The 15,201-nt window shown below is 31.3% G+C and carries 13 protein-coding genes; all 13 read right to left on the reverse strand.

The window, feature by feature from the left end:
- Positions 1–12: 12 nt before the first annotated feature.
- The 13 genes from GO621_RS11910 to GO621_RS11970 all read right to left on the reverse strand — a co-directional run bounded on the left by GO621_RS11910 (position 13) and on the right by GO621_RS11970 (position 14,588).
- On the reverse strand, positions 13–615 hold the full coding sequence (locus tag GO621_RS11910) for an acyltransferase (RefSeq protein WP_232335639.1): 603 nt from the start codon (positions 613–615) through the stop codon (positions 13–15).
- Positions 616–679: 64 nt separating this feature from the next.
- Complete coding sequence (locus tag GO621_RS11915) at positions 680–1,603, reverse strand: glycosyltransferase family 2 protein (RefSeq protein WP_157567277.1); 924 nt, start codon at positions 1,601–1,603, stop codon at positions 680–682.
- 131 nt (positions 1,604–1,734) lie between these two features.
- The gene (locus tag GO621_RS11920) at positions 1,735–2,598 is read right to left on the reverse strand and encodes a glycosyltransferase family 2 protein (RefSeq protein WP_157567280.1); all 864 of its coding nucleotides are present in this window, start codon (positions 2,596–2,598) and stop codon (positions 1,735–1,737) included.
- A complete protein-coding gene (locus GO621_RS11925) occupies positions 2,591–3,766 on the reverse strand; it encodes a glycosyltransferase family 4 protein (protein WP_157567282.1) in 1,176 nt (391 codons plus the stop codon). The genes GO621_RS11920 and GO621_RS11925 overlap by 8 nt, the downstream gene beginning before the upstream one ends.
- A gap of 8 nt (positions 3,767–3,774) precedes the next feature.
- Positions 3,775–4,731, reverse strand: a complete 957-nt coding sequence (locus GO621_RS11930; protein WP_157567284.1) for a glycosyltransferase family 2 protein — start codon at positions 4,729–4,731, stop codon at positions 3,775–3,777.
- Positions 4,716–5,591, reverse strand: coding sequence for a glycosyltransferase (locus tag GO621_RS11935; RefSeq protein ID WP_157567286.1), 876 nt, complete (start codon positions 5,589–5,591; stop codon positions 4,716–4,718). Before GO621_RS11935 ends, GO621_RS11930 begins: the two co-directional genes overlap by 16 nt.
- An 89-nt stretch (positions 5,592–5,680) precedes the next feature.
- Positions 5,681–6,952, reverse strand: a complete 1,272-nt coding sequence (locus GO621_RS19075; protein ID WP_157567288.1) for an ABC transporter ATP-binding protein — start codon at positions 6,950–6,952, stop codon at positions 5,681–5,683.
- A 51-nt stretch (positions 6,953–7,003) separates the two neighbouring features.
- A complete protein-coding gene (locus GO621_RS11945) occupies positions 7,004–8,107 on the reverse strand; it encodes an exostosin domain-containing protein (protein ID WP_157567290.1) in 1,104 nt (367 codons plus the stop codon).
- Positions 8,108–8,274: 167 nt separating this feature from the next.
- Positions 8,275–9,189 carry an SDR family oxidoreductase gene (locus GO621_RS11950; protein WP_157567292.1) on the reverse strand — a complete coding sequence of 305 codons (915 nt, stop codon included), beginning with the start codon at positions 9,187–9,189 and terminating at the stop codon, positions 8,275–8,277.
- A 104-nt stretch (positions 9,190–9,293) separates the two neighbouring features.
- Positions 9,294–10,094, reverse strand: coding sequence for a glycosyltransferase family 25 protein (locus tag GO621_RS11955; protein ID WP_157567294.1), 801 nt, complete (start codon positions 10,092–10,094; stop codon positions 9,294–9,296).
- Between the two features lie 36 nt (positions 10,095–10,130).
- On the reverse strand, positions 10,131–10,994 hold the full coding sequence (locus GO621_RS11960) for an ABC transporter permease (protein ID WP_157567296.1): 864 nt from the start codon (positions 10,992–10,994) through the stop codon (positions 10,131–10,133).
- 445 nt (positions 10,995–11,439) lie between these two features.
- Positions 11,440–13,797 carry a GumC family protein gene (locus GO621_RS11965; RefSeq protein WP_157567298.1) on the reverse strand — a complete coding sequence of 786 codons (2,358 nt, stop codon included), beginning with the start codon at positions 13,795–13,797 and terminating at the stop codon, positions 11,440–11,442.
- Between the two features lie 5 nt (positions 13,798–13,802).
- A complete protein-coding gene (locus GO621_RS11970; RefSeq protein WP_157567300.1) occupies positions 13,803–14,588 on the reverse strand; it encodes a polysaccharide biosynthesis/export family protein in 786 nt (261 codons plus the stop codon).
- Positions 14,589–15,201 lie beyond the last annotated feature (613 nt).

The following is a 15,201-nucleotide window of genomic DNA, read 5'->3' on the forward strand; positions in this document are numbered from 1 at the left end:
TATGCGAAAATTTTATGAAGTCGTTTTTTTTATGAAACCGGAAGTATTTCTTTCACCAATTTTTTTTGCAGGCACACCGCCCCAAATTTCATAAGCTGGTATAGGTTTAGTTACTACTGCCCCAGCAGCAACAACAGCTCCGGTTCCAATTACAGCACCTTTTAATACTACTACATTACATCCAAGCCACACATCGTTACCAATAGTAATGGCGGCTCTCGTGCCAACCTGACTATGCATTAACTTGTTAATATTTATTCCATGGTCATGATCAATAAATCTACAACCTGAGGCAATTAAACAATCATTACCTACTGTAATTCCTTCTGTGATATTGAATTCGCAACCATTACCAATAAAAACAGTATCTCCTATGATAATAGATGGTCCCGGAAGCCAGGGATTATCATATTTGAAGTAAATATGTTGTTCAAGCTTACAGTTTTTACCTATCTCTACCTGATGAGGCCAGGTGACGGAAAGTTTAGGTACAACAGTACCTCTGCCTATCTTCATTCCGATACAGGAAAACCATAAATATCGAATCTTGCTATTAAAACTGCTTCCTAGTTGAAAACGAAGAACAAAACCAGCCTTTTGAATAAATTTAAGCAAATTGTTGATGTGCAGTTTTTTTTACTTCTTAAAAAATTCCAATTACCTTGCTAACTCTTACACCCTAAAAAAGCACTTTAAGAATTTGCAAGTATGTTACAGGTTTATACCACAAGTAATTAAATATGTTTTTCAATGAAAATAGATACTTCTTTGCCTCGATGTAATTTTTCACGAGAATATAATGACTAATAACCATTGAAAGATCTGTTTTTAATATTTCATGAAAGGTTTTTGGATGGGTTTTATCCGTGCCGAATTCATATAGTATTTTTAGTTTCCTTTCTCCCGCATTGTTTTCATGACTATTAGTAACAGATTCATCTGATATTGCATAAACAGTAGTATACTGATCAATAAAATAAAAGCCTAATTTTTCTATAGCTGCCGCACGCAGAGCAAAATCAAAATCGCAAGCTGTACCTATAATACTTGCCGGCCTGGAACCTAAACTTTTAGCTGAAGTTGTTGGCAATATAAAACCATCATTTGGACACTGTTGTAGCATTGCCATAGCAACACTATCTTTTTGTTTACCTTTAAATGAAGCACTTCTTTTAAAATCGTCATTTACTTTATCAGAGCTTTTATAATCATATTCATTAGAAAAAAACAATTGTTTACCAAAAACGATACAATTAAGATTTTTTTGAGCTTCTCTTAAAAGAGTACTTATTGATTCTTCTAAAAAATAATCATCATCATGCATTAAACAAAAGTACTCTCCTTTTGCTTTTTCTATTAAATATCCAACATTTTCATTTTGTCCCTTGCTTGGTATGTGATGCTCATATTTCAAAGAAACATTAGCTGGTAGCATACTTATAACATCTTCAATATCAGTATAAACACTTTTTGGAGAATCGTCACCAATTAAAATTTCTATATTATATTCCGAAATTTCTTTTTGATCTATTATTGAAGTAATTAGTCTTTTTAATAAAGCAGGCCTCTGATAGGTAGGAATGCCAATAGATAGGGTAATCATTTAGTTTTGTTTGCTTATAGTTGCTTCAAAGTTACCTTGTGATTATAATGGAATAATTATAATATAGTTATAAAATAAGCATTGACCATTAAGAACAATAGATAAGTTTTTCTTCCTTAGTTATCTAACTACTAATTCAAATGTTTAAAATCTCTTAACTTAATTTTTAGAAGCTGAACTCTTTTCCAATTCTCACCAATTAGTTTTTTAACTACTTGATAATCTTTTGTAAGATAATAAGTTAATTGAGATATAGTATAAAATTTATTTATTACAGTAGGTTCATATACAAAAGATAAAGTCAGCATTGCATAAATATTACTATTCAATATTTCAGTATCATTATTGTAGGATCGTGTATTAAAATTGAAATTATGAATTACATAAGTTTCAGAAATGTGCCTTATTCGAAACCCTAAATATTTAAGTCGTGATCCGTATTCTAAATAAACTGAGCCAAACTTAAAATCCTCATTATTTAAAATATTTGATGTTATTACTTTTTGCGGGTAAATACTTGCCCCACAAGAAATTGCTCTTGAATTCTGAGGGTCTTTAGGCGTTATTGAAAAACCTCTAGGATGAATTTCACTAGGAACGGGGTGAGGTGGAGGCAAAGGAGTTTCTGTTGTATTATATTCTCCAATAACCCATATTGCATCGGGGTCTTCTGCTATTTTATCTAAACATATCTTCAAATGATCTTGTGGAAATGTATGATCGTCGTCCATAGTTCTGATATGTGTTCCACCGCAACTTTTAGCAACAAAATTTCTATTGGCATAAAGGCCTTTTTTAGGCCCTTCTAAATATTTAGCATCATACCTATTAGACAAATTTCTATTTTGTAGGATAAATTCTTCTGTGGAAGAGTCATCAGATATCACAATCTCAGACCAGATGTGAGGTTGCTGATATAAGCTTTTTAAACAAGTTTCTAATAAATCAGGTCTGTTTCTGGTAACTAAAGCAATACTTAATCTATAATTATCCATTAAGCGTTTTTAATGAATTTTCAAATGTCTGTAAATAAACAGGTGCTAAGTTTTCTAATATGTACCTTTTAGATACTTCAATACACTTATTTGATAACCTTTCGTAAGCATCTTCATTTAAGTTTAAAAGATATTTTACTTTTTCAACTAAATTTTCAATTTTTCCGGGTTCAATTAAAAGTGTAGGATCAACTTGATTTAGCATATCTGCCACACCTGGTATATTATATGCTACAACTGGTATTCCTGCAGCTAATTGCTCTAAAACAGCAAATCCAAAGCCTTCCATGTATGAAGGAAATACTCCAACTTTTGTTTTCTCAAGCAGATAAGATAATTGATTTGGTTTAAAAGTAGATGTTATCTTTAATAGATTGAAAACACTATCATCAAAATCGCTTTTGACCATATCTTCAGACACTACGCAACCCAAAATATGAATTTCTTTTAATTCACTGTTTTTTATTAAAAAATTAGAGATACTTCTCCAATCTTTAATGCCCTTTACAAAACTCCATGAACCTAAAAATGAGATGATAGCATTGTTTTTTTTTCTTACACTTGGATCTAAATATAAACCTGTAAGAACATGTTGTGGTAGACCATTGGGAATAAAAACTAACTTGTTTTTTTCTACTCCGTTTTTAATAAAATATTCATATTCATGAGTATTTAAACAATGAACAACGTCTGCATATTTTAATGATGCTTCAAAATCTTCAAGCGTTAAATCTTTGTATAAGCTTCTAATATAAGAACCAGCAATACCCTTTATACTTTTTTTTGCTTTCCCTTCGGCTTCAAGCACTTTTGCGTATCGCTCAATTTTTTCAGCCGCTACTATATATAGTGGACGAATACCATGTGAACGAACAAATAAAACGCCTTTAAATCCAAATGATTCTTTAGGGAAAGCAACATTTTCAAAGTTTGCATCTATAACATTGTATTTAAAAGCATTTTTTTGTAGATAATTTAAAAGCTTTTCAGTGAAAGAACTTCCAAAAACCCTTTGAAATTTATTTTGTCCTTTTGGGTATAAGTCTGAATAGTCAACTTTTTCAACCAAATGACCGGCCTTCTTGTACTCCTGGATCAGCTCGTAGTGAACTCTACCCAATCCAGAATCATTATTTATTACCCCATGCGAAACAATTAAAATTTTCATTACGATAACTATTTGCTGAATGAATACTTTAATTGTTTAAAGAAAAACTTTTTATTAAAGCTATACAGTTGTTTACAAGTTTTATAAAATCTGCCAATATTAGAAGGGCTTTTAATGGTTTCAAATAACTTAAACATAAATTCTTCACCTAATTGCTTAAATACTTTTTTGGAAGAATCTATATTTTCCGGAAAGTCTTTTAATATTTGATATCGAACGACCGATCTTTCTCTAAAGTGGTTTAAGGGAGATTTTACTCCTTTTGCAAAATTATTAGTTCCTTGCCTAAAGTAGTTTAGTGCAGAACTTATATAACTTATTTTACAATTCTGAGCTATATACAAAAAAAAGTACCAGTCTCCTGAATATCGGAATAAATTTAAATTATGAAATAAACGATCATCAACAAGATTCTTTTTAAAAATCATTGCACTTGTATTATTTATAGTACAATCATAAATCAGGTAATTATTAACTTCATCCTTACCTGTTGTTAAATAATCAAAATCCCAACGATTGGTTTTAAAGTTGCTATTTCTGTATTTTTTATAAAAATCAGTTTCAATTTTTTTATCTCTGACTACGCTCGAATCACAATATACGATTCCAACTTCCGGATCGTTGGTAAATCTTTTTACTGCTTCTTTTAAAAATGACAGGTCTGCATAATCATCACTTTCTGCTATCCATATATACTTTCCATTTGCTGTATTTATACCTTTTTGCCATTGTTTAAAGGTAGAACTACTGTTCTTCTCATTAAAGAGAATTTTGCTAACTTTTTTATTGTTTTTATATGGTTCAATAATTTCTCTACTATTATCTGTAGAACAATCATCAAGTATAATTAGCTCAAAGTCCTGGTAGGACTGATTTAATACTGACTCTATACGTTTTATTAAGTAATTAGAATGATTGTAATTTGGAATGATAACAGAAACCTGAGGAATTATCTTTGTGTCCATAAGATATTTTTAGTATGCCCAAAAACTATCACTTTTATAACTGTTAACCCCTTAATCACAGAAAAAAATTTTATAAAACCATAATTTAAACCTATGCCGAAAAGTTTAATTAACGGATATTTAAAGTTAAGCATTCGTAGTAAAAAAGTAATTTTATTATTCCATTCTACTTTCATTTGAGTTTTTCGATTGATTTTTCCTTTCGGTAATAAAAGTTTCCATTTGTTATGAAATTTAATAGTTTCATCGATCCAGCTTTTATTATAAGAACCCATAGAAAGATGTTCTAATAAAACTTTATTAGTTACTAAAACTTTCTTACTCAGCCCAATATTAAAAGAAAAATCTAAATCATAACAATGGAAATTATTAAAAGTGGATTCATCAAATTTATTTTTCATCCAAATTTCTTTTTTTGTAAATAAAAATACTCCATCAAGACAAACCACTTCTTCGAAGCTTTGATATAGATAATTGACATATTCATTCTTTTTGTGTTTAGAATGCTGCACAATGTGTATAGGGTCAAGCTCTTTCAGCCCGCTTAATAAACCACTAGGCGAAAGACTTTTATATTTGCTTCCACCTATACCAATTACGCCTGTTGTTAAATCTGTTTCAAATTTTTTCATTAAAGGTTCTGGCCAATTTATTGTCTTAAAAGCAATATCTTCATGTACAAAACATAAATATGGAAATTTTGCTTTTTCTGCGCCTATATTATAAGCTTTGCAAATTCCCATTTCCCCTTTATTTTCTATTGCAATTATCTCATATTCTATCTTAATTGTCTGCTCAAGATTTTTCTTAAGATTTTCTAAAAAAATCGGTTGATATGTTGAAACTACAATTGAAATCATTTAAATATAGCTAATATAATATGTAACGTTTTTAGATTTAACTTATTTGAGCAAGGTAAAGTGATTAATAGAATTATAAACTTCTAAAGCTATTGTAGTTTATTTGCTACCGTAAACCAATTAGGTCTAAATAAAGAATTAAAGCCCGGGACATTTTCGTTATAATACCTATTTCCAATTAAACTTTCAGAGCTAAGTTCAAATCCTAAATTAACTTTATCTGAATTTACTTTTTTTATACCAGGCAGAGAGATATCAAAAACTACCTCATAAGAACCTGATGCTAAACTATAAGATGGTATGGTAAAAATTATTTCATACTTCCCAATTGCTAAAGTATTTAGATCATTATAATCATTGAAAAATATTCTTGCAAGAGGGCTATGTTCACTTGAAAGTATATTAAAACCTACCCCAATTTCACCTAAGTTTTGTAAAATTTCAAGATTAATAGTTATTATAATTTCATCAGAAGTAAAAAAAGCTTCAGTTTTATTATTTGTAGAAATGAATGTTTTAGTAATTACGATAGCATCATCTCCATTTCTACCTTCCCATACTAAAGAAGATTTTTTTGTACTTACATATTCATTAATAACATTATTTACTGTAGAAGCAGCTTTAAGGCTTCCGTTTACAAGTAGTAGACCTGTTGTACATAAATTTCTAACAGAACTAATATTATGACTTACAAAGAGAACAGTTCTGCCTTCACCTTTGCTTACTTCCCCCATCTTACCTAAACACTTTTTTTGAAATTCGGCGTCTCCAACAGCAAGTACTTCATCAACAATCAATATTTCAGATTCCAAGTGAGCAGCTACAGCAAAGGCCAATCGTACATACATTCCGGATGAATAACGTTTTACAGGTGTATCAATATATCTTTCTACACCTGCAAAGTCAACTATTTCATCAAATTTTCTTTTGATCTCTTTTTTACGCATCCCTAGAATTGCACCATTCAAAAAGATATTTTCCCTTCCAGTCAATTCCGGATGAAAGCCTGTACCTACTTCCAGTAAACTTGCTATGCGGCCCTTTACTTTAATACTACCTGTAGTAGGGGAGGTAACCCGGCTTAAAAGTTTTAACAAAGTACTTTTGCCTGCACCATTACGGCCGATGATACCTACTGCATCGCCTTGCTGTATATCAAAACTAATATTGTTTAAACTCAGCACTATATCGCTGGCGCCTTTCACAGAACGATCGTTAGCTTCCCCGATGGTCATAAACGGGTCTTCTTTGCCGCGTACTTTAGCGAACCACCTTTCTAAATCTCTGGAAAGGGTACCTGTACCGATAGTACCTAATTGGTATGCTTTTGAAAGATTTTCAACCTTAATGGCTGTTGACATATTTTTTTTGTTAATTAATAGAAATTATTTTTTGTATCAGCTTTATCAGAATTATAAGTGTAAATGCAGGTGTTTATAGAAACCTTCCGGCGTAAAGTATTCTTTCCAGATATTTCTGATATTTATTTGCAGTTCTTTAAATTCTTCTGCTGATAAGCTATTATGAAATTCCAATACTTTTTCCGGAATTTGATTGATTTCATCTTCTTCTACCCAAACGCAATATTTTTTCCAGTCGATAATAAAATCAAAAGGTAAAACACAATCTGTATTTACAAAAACGGGTATTCTACCACAACATAATGCCTCAAAAAAACGTATCGAGTTATTTCCATATCCCCTTACACATAAAGTATAATCGCTATCAATGATATTTTCTACATAGCCTTTTCTAAAAGAAGCGTTTAATTCTTTAATGCCACCCGGGTATAAACCACCAACAGGCCCACCAAAACCAAAGTTAGATCTGATTACAAAATTATTTTTAACTTTTTTGCTTTTTAGAATAGATAATAATGCCCTAACCCGATAAGAATGTGCTGATATAGAAGGAAAAGTCTTCATGACGCCCAGGTAATTCATTGCCAGTCTTAATGCTTCTTTTACCTTGTAAAATCCAAACTTTTGTGCCAGGGGAGGGGCAAAGCCGCAAAACCCTATTGTAGGAACAGTTTTTTTGGCCCTTATGGGTAATTGATTGTTGTAATATTCAGCTATAAAATCCTCAAAGAAAAATGTAAAAGCAAATTCATTGCTTTTTCTCCTGGATTGGTACAGGGTATTACAGAAGATGATTGAATTTTTGATCTTAACATTAAAATAATCAATGTCGGATCCTAAAAATACAAATGTTTTTTTTCCGCTTTTTTCAGCCTGCTCAGCAAAAGTTTTGATTTCCTGCTCAAACTTGATATCGTTTTCTTTTTGGGTATATCTAACGGGCAGTAAACAAGCGTCACTTTCTTCAATAGAAGTAAGTTCAATAAATCTCTTACCTTCTTTTTCAAACTTGTCAAACCTCCCTATGGTTATATTTAATTCGGGGTTTCTTTCTTTACTGTCCTGGCCACAAAAAGGGACTAATAAATCAACTACAGGCTGATCTATTTTGAGTAGGGTAAGATCGGTGTATAGTTTTAATTTATTTAAATCCAATTAGATTAGTTTTAATTATACTTTCTAAAATAGAACAGTGAAACAGAAATTTATTTTTGTAAAATTTTACTTACAATAGGTTGGGTTAATTTGAATTATAATAGGAAACCTATCATATTTTTAAGTGATAAAAGAAGTATATTATCCTTTTAAATTTAATAGCTGGCTTAAAATTTATCCTTCAAATACTCCGAAAAATAAAGGCCAATATAATTTTTTAAAGCAATCCGCCAATCGCGCATAATATTTAATTCGCGTAACTCTAACTTTTTATTAACTAATCGTTCGCAAGCAGGCCTCTGGGCAAAGTATGTTTCTTTAAAATACTCAGACGTTACATCATGAAAAACTACTTTATCTTGCAAGCCAATTATATTTACCAGTTCTTCTGCAACTTCGCGTCGGCTGGTTTGTCCTTTACAAACTAAATTATATAAGCCCCAGTATTCTTTTTCAATAATCGCTTTTGCGTTTTTAGCAAAATCTACCGTAAATGTTGGTGTTCCGTCTTTATCATCCACGATATATAAATCTCTTTTTCCGGAAACTAATTGCTTGATAAGTTTATTAATAAATTTTTTGTCTTTATCCGGTCCGCCACCCATCATCCAACCGGCACGGCAGACTACATATCTATCTGCATGTTCAACAACATATCGTTCTCCCATGTACTTTGACCGGGCATAATGGCCTAAGGGGTTAGGCTGGTCCCAATCGTCATACAACTCCTTTTTGCCATCAAAAATTCCGGCGGTGCTAATATATAGCAGAGGTATATTTAATTCATTTGCAATATAGACTGCATTTTCAACCGCTATAGTATTCGTTAAATAGGTGTCATCAACATTAAGTTCACAAAACTCAAGATCTGTATAGGCCCCTAAATGGAACAAGTAGTCAGGTTTAAATTCTTCAACATCTTGTTTGTATTTATCAAAATCACGAAAATCCAAAAAACTTAACCAATTAGCATTCACATCTTTGTCGGTACATTTAATTAGATAATCATCTTTAAATACCTGGTAAAATGCTTCGCCTAACATACCACCTGCACCAGCAATATACACTTTTTTCTGTGTCATAGTTTAAAGTTTATTAATGTTTAGAATGATTTAACTAATTTATAATATAATAATTTGTTGCGATTAGTTATAAAATGTTAATGAATAGCAGGATAAATAGAGTTTTATAAACCATCCCATACAGAAGAATGAATTTTAGGGTTTTGCTGAAAAAAGTTAAATTTTGAAGTATAAGAAACAACAACTCTTTTTGCTACAGCATCCATTAATAATAAATCAGGTGCTGCTTGTTTTAACGGCTCTTGCAGTTTAATTAATTTGACAGCACCTTTACCCCGTACAGCATAAGCGTGAGTACCAATATGGGCTCCATCTTTTCTTAATAAAGTGGAAAAGGGGCCCGGATAAGTGTTTTTCTTACGAATAATGGATTTTGTTCTGATACCAACTTTGTATAGAAAATTAATGAAATAATAATATTTTAGTTTGCCCCAAAAGCTAAAGTTATTATTAATAATATGTCCTAAATATAATAATTCCCAATTATCAGGTACCTGATTTAGTGTTTCAGATAAATATTTTAAATTTTCTTCAACAGGCATTACATCATCTTCTAAAATTAATACTTTATCTAATTGGTTATCTAAAATATATTGATACATTTTTATATGAGACATAGAACAGGCAATTTGATTAATATGTACAGGAGAAGATCCCATATTCATATAATCAATATTGGTTTGTTTATAGATATCCTGAATATTAGCTGCAACCACACCGCTTTCTATAAGTTCTTTTAACTTCAGCATACTGCCTTCTACCCCATAAAAAATTTCGTAATCTAACCCGCCTAAAACTTGTTTAAGTATCTCTCTTCTATTTGCATTTCTCTGAATAGTTAAAATAAGTATTTTATCGAAATAAGTATTTAATATTTTAAGATGAGGCTGATCAGGATTAATCATATTGTAAACTTTAATTTATTTAGGAGTTGGATATAGTTAAACAGTATCAACAAAACTCTTTTCTACCTTGTTAAAAATAATTGTACCTAAAAAAAGAAATACAATAGTTGCTAAAGTGGAATATCCTAATGCTGGCCAATTAAAGCTTCCTGTACCCAAAAATCCATACCTAAAAGTTTCTATTAATTCCGTCATTGGATTAGCGGCAATTAACCAACGATATTTAGGTGGGGCAGCTGATAACGGATAAATAACTGTTGTAGCATACATTAACAATTGTACGCCAAATGCAAGTAAAAATGCTAGGTCTCTATATTTAGTAGTCATGGCAGAAATAATCATACCTGCACCTAAACCCATCGCAGCCATTAATATTACCACAACTGGAAATAAAGCAATAGCCCAGGTTGGATGAAAGGCAGCGCCATGAAATGCATAATAAGCCATGACCAATAGAAACAGCAAAAATTGAACACCAAAGCGTACTAGGTTACTCAGCACAATACTTAAGGGCATAATTAACCTTGGAAAATATACTTTTCCAAAAATATCTGCATTGTCCCTAAAAACAGTTGAAGTTTTAGTCAAACAATCTGCAAAATAATTCCAGGCTGTAATACCTGCCATGTAAAATAAAGGCGGAGGGAGCTTATCTGTAGATATTTTTGCAAGCCCCCCAAAAATAAAAGTAAACATAATGGTGGTTACCAAAGGCTGCACAAAGAACCAGATGGGACCTAAAATAGTTTGTTTGTAAAAAGACACAAAGTCTCTCCTTACTAACAATCCTAAAAGATCTCTGTATTTCCATACATCACTTAAATGTAAATCAAATGCACTATTTTGAGGCTTAATTTCCAGGTCCCATTCCTGATTAGATATAGTTAATTTTTCATTCATTATATTTTTCGTTCTTTTTACTTATCTTAATGAAACGTTTAACTTATTAGTTTGATGCTATTAATTAAAATATCCTGTTTGATAATATAATTTCAATTTTTATTATTTTTAATTAAATAAGGTATTGTTTTATAGCTGTTGTAATAAAACACAAATATGAATTAAATTATTTTAAGTTATGTGGCTTTATTGTGAATTTATCATAATTGTAATTTTACGGCTTCGCCCTTTCAGTCCCATACTGATTAAATACAAAAACAATAAAAATAAGAGATAATTAAGCTGTATAATTAAGCTAATTTTAGTTCCTGATGCTTTAAATTAAAAATTCTGCATTTTACGGAAATGATATAAAGGCATTAATAAGCCATTATTAAAGCGAGAAGTGTATGTTCATAAAATTTACTTCTTATATGATTTGCTATAATAGTTATATGAAAAAGCATTAAAATCTGTCTAAAAGGTCTTTAAATGCAGACTTTATAGATTTCTTTTTTTTGTTTTGTGTATAATAACTATTGTCGTAATGATAGCCACTACCATATTTATTATTTTGCACTCCGTTAAAAACAATATTTAGTTTAGGAAACCTTTTTTCTTTAGACATCCGTTTGATATAGTCCAGCTCTTCTTTAGAAGTATAGCCCTGGCGTACGACGTATAAGGTTACATCACATAATTCTGCTAAAATCAATGAATCTGTTACTAAATGAACAGGAGGTGTATCTAATAGAATATCGTCGTATTCCGTTTTTAACAAATCCAACATCTCCTGCATTCTGTAATTTTCTAAAAGCTCAGAGGGGTTATCAGGCAATGTTCCGGCCCCTATAACAAACATATTTGGACGAATTGAAGTAGTTTGAATAATCGTTTTAATGTCGTTTACTTGGCCTGATAAAAAATCACTTATTCCAAGATATTCAGGGTTAAGATCAAAAGTTTTAGAAACTTTTGGTTTTCTTAGATCTAATTCTAAAATAATTGTTTTTCTGCCTGATGCAGCAATAGCCACCGCTAAATTACTGGATATAAATGTTTTTCCTTCACCAGAGGTGCTGGAAGTAAACAAGGTAACCCTGCCCTTAGGCTTCTTTTGATGCAGATATACTAATCTCGTACGGAGTTCCCTAATTTGCTCTCCTAATATATTACCATTTCTGCTTAATATAGATTTAAGGGAATTATCTTCTTCATAATTCACTTCGGTAATTACAGGCGTATTTGTAGTGTTTTCAATTTCACGTTTATCTATAATCTGGTTTTTAATCGCATTACGGCCATAAACAAATCCGGCTGGTAAAATTAATCCCAATAAAAATGCAGCAGTTAAAATTACAGGTGCTTTTGAAGGTGTTAGTCCTGCATCGTGTGGTTCATCTACAACCTGTACATCAGAAAGTGTAGATGCATAATTTAAAGCAATAGTTTCCCGCTGTTGTGATAAATAAAGGAACTGATCTTCTTTTAATGACTTTTGGCGGGTCATACCAACAAATTCCCTTTCCTGTGCAGGCACTTCCTTAAAGGACGATTCAAACTGGGAATTGTTAGCTTCTAATTGTCTTTTTGTAGTAAGCAACGAAGTTCTGACACCACGAATTGTTTCTTTTATAGCATCCTTTAAATATTTAATTTGCTTATTAATTGGATCAAAGATTGGATTGCTTTCTGGTGTAGTAGATAATAATTTATTTCTTTGTTGTATTGCTGTAGATAGTTGACCTACCAATGCACCGAGGCTTGGATCAGAAATGCCGGTTGTTACTGGAGCGTTATCATCGTTACGTGCAGAATTAACATAATTTTCAATTCCAGAAAGCAAGTCTAACTGGATGTTTAATTCAGCTAATTTAGCATCATTTGATTGTACGTTTCCTAAATAAGCCCCGCCTTTAGCAGAAATATCTGTAAAATTATTACTGCTTTTATAACCTGCTGTTTTTTTCTCTGCTTCATTTAGCTCCTGTGTTATGGTGGCAAGCCTGTTATTCAAAAATTTCAAAGCATTTGCTGTTGCCTGATTTTTGTTTTCTTTTGTTGCAGCTATGTAATTTTTAATTAAAGCAGTTAAAAAAGCTTTTCCACGTTCCGGTACTTCATCACTAACAGTTAAATCTAACAAGTTAGATCCGGTAGCTGCGGCTGCAATACTTATTTTACCCTGGTAATTACCAGCAATAGCATCAGGATTGCTTAATGTAATCCTGATCTTTTTACCAATATATTGAGTTGTATATTTTGTAGTGTCTAACTTCCACTCGCCGAAGCTATTTTTTAAAATATTATTAAACGATGCGTTTAGCACAGTTCCGTCTGATTTTAACAAGACAAAACGATTATTCGCAAGAACAATTATTTCAAATACCTGATTTTCCTTTATTTTTGCTTTATTAGAAAGTCTGAAACGGATAGGGCTGGTAGCATATACATCTTTCTGGTAATATTTACCAGATTCTTCATACGTCACCCATAAATCCAAATCATTGACTGCCTGGCTAACTATAGGCCTAGATTTTAATATTTCTATTTCATTGTCTATTCCTTTAGATGCATCTGTGACATTTAATTTTTCCAAAGCATTACTCTCACCAGATGGCTTTCCATTATTAACCAATATTTTTGCACTAGCTTGATAAGAAGGTTTTGCCTTACGGATATTATAATAAGCAATACCTGTAGTAATTAAGATGCCAATTAAGAAGAGTGGCCAATGATATAAACACCTGGATAAAAAATATTTTAAACCGTTGAAGTTATCTGACTGAATAGAATTTTCGTATTGTATTGTTTCGTTTTCCATTAGGTTTACCTGGTAATTAATGAAACTCCCAAAATAATTAAAGATACAATACCCCCAATTAGGCCCAGGTTTCTACTGAAGTTGTCTGCAGCTAAAGTGGATTTGTATTTTCCAGGGGTTACATAAATAATATCATTATTTTTTAAATAATAGTAAGGGGAATTAAATATATCTTTTGAATTTAAGTTTATTGGAATATAAGACCTCTTACCATTTTGCTCCCGGATCAATAAAATATCACTTCTTACGGCAGTTATGCTTAAATCTCCAGCCAGTGTTATAGCGTCAGTTAAATTTAAACGGTCGTTTTGTACCCTAAGTACTCTTGGACTTCCCACGTCTCCCATAACAGTTACTTTGAAGTTACTAATGGTTACCGTAACGTAAGGCTCTTTTAAATATTTTGAAAGTAAAGTAGTTAATGCTTGTTTAAATTCCGGGACCGTATAACCGGCAGCTTTTATGTTACCTAATATTGGCAATTGTATATTTCCTGCTTTATCTACTAAATAACCATTCGCTACCGCTGTTGCATCAGATGCACCTGTAACGGTAGTTGCATTAGTGCTAACTACTCCATGATTATAAACGGCAGATGCATCAGGATTTAAACTACTGATGTTAATAGCTAAAATATCTTGTGGCTGGATAGTAACCGGAATGAATGGTTCTGCAGTTTCGGTAGTTATCGAAGACCGGTTTACATCCTTAAAATAAGTCAGATTTTTATTGGTGGCACAGGAAGATACAAGGAAAATTAGCAATAGGCCGTAAAATAAATTTTTAATCATGTTTCAGAATGTATTTTTTGTGGATAAAGGTAATAGTATATTATTAACAAATCAAGCTGTTTTAATTAAGTAAGAAAGCCGTTATAGAGTTACCTGATACGTTACTTTTCTACAAAAAGTTATACTTTTTAAAGTTCAGAGACTTCTGATCTTCAAAATTCAAATTCTTACTAATAAATATAATAGCTTATTTTAAAGGAGTAGGTTTGTGATCGAACGTTTTTTCTTGATTAGGATGATAAAACTTTTCCGGCATAGCTTAGGACCTGTTTAAAATTTATTCAGTTTATTCTATATGTTTCTTTTATAAACTAAAAATTACCAATCTTTTTCCTTGTTTATTGTTTAGCTGATGCAAAAACTAAATTTGCTGGCATAAAAGAAGTACTATCTTTTTTTGATATAAATTTAAACAGGATCCAAAACAGCAGACGTTTAATATTAAGCATTTTAAACTTTATCACTTAAATAATTAGCCTAATATATGAAGACAATAATATTGTGCTTCAATACGAGGATTTTAATTTATTATGAAATACTGAGGTTGTTATCTAAATAACCCAAGTTGCTAATAAAAGTATAAATGAGTAAGCATCAAAAAAGAGAACTTTGG

The sequence above is a fragment of the Mucilaginibacter arboris genome (assembly GCF_009754915.1).
GTDB lineage: Bacteria > Bacteroidota > Bacteroidia > Sphingobacteriales > Sphingobacteriaceae > Mucilaginibacter_A > Mucilaginibacter_A arboris.

Excerpts from the sequence above, each read along its gene's own strand:
- GO621_RS11970 (WP_157567300.1), bottom strand. The coding sequence starts at position 14,588 with ATGATTAAAAATTTATTTTACGGCCTATTGCTAATTTTCCTTGTATCT.
- GO621_RS11935 (WP_157567286.1), bottom strand. The coding sequence starts at position 5,591 with ATGATTTCAATTGTAGTTTCAACATATCAACCGATTTTTTTAGAAAAT.
- GO621_RS11915 (WP_157567277.1), bottom strand. The coding sequence starts at position 1,603 with ATGATTACCCTATCTATTGGCATTCCTACCTATCAGAGGCCTGCTTTA.
- GO621_RS11965 (WP_157567298.1), bottom strand. The coding sequence starts at position 13,797 with ATGGAAAACGAAACAATACAATACGAAAATTCTATTCAGTCAGATAAC.
- GO621_RS11960 (WP_157567296.1), bottom strand. The coding sequence starts at position 10,994 with ATGAATGAAAAATTAACTATATCTAATCAGGAATGGGACCTGGAAATT.
- GO621_RS11955 (WP_157567294.1), bottom strand. The coding sequence starts at position 10,094 with ATGATTAATCCTGATCAGCCTCATCTTAAAATATTAAATACTTATTTC.
- GO621_RS11920 (WP_157567280.1), bottom strand. The coding sequence starts at position 2,598 with ATGGATAATTATAGATTAAGTATTGCTTTAGTTACCAGAAACAGACCT.
- GO621_RS11950 (WP_157567292.1), bottom strand. The coding sequence starts at position 9,189 with ATGACACAGAAAAAAGTGTATATTGCTGGTGCAGGTGGTATGTTAGGC.
- GO621_RS11930 (WP_157567284.1), bottom strand. The coding sequence starts at position 4,731 with ATGGACACAAAGATAATTCCTCAGGTTTCTGTTATCATTCCAAATTAC.
- GO621_RS19075 (WP_157567288.1), bottom strand. The coding sequence starts at position 6,952 with ATGTCAACAGCCATTAAGGTTGAAAATCTTTCAAAAGCATACCAATTA.
- GO621_RS11925 (WP_157567282.1), bottom strand. The coding sequence starts at position 3,766 with ATGAAAATTTTAATTGTTTCGCATGGGGTAATAAATAATGATTCTGGA.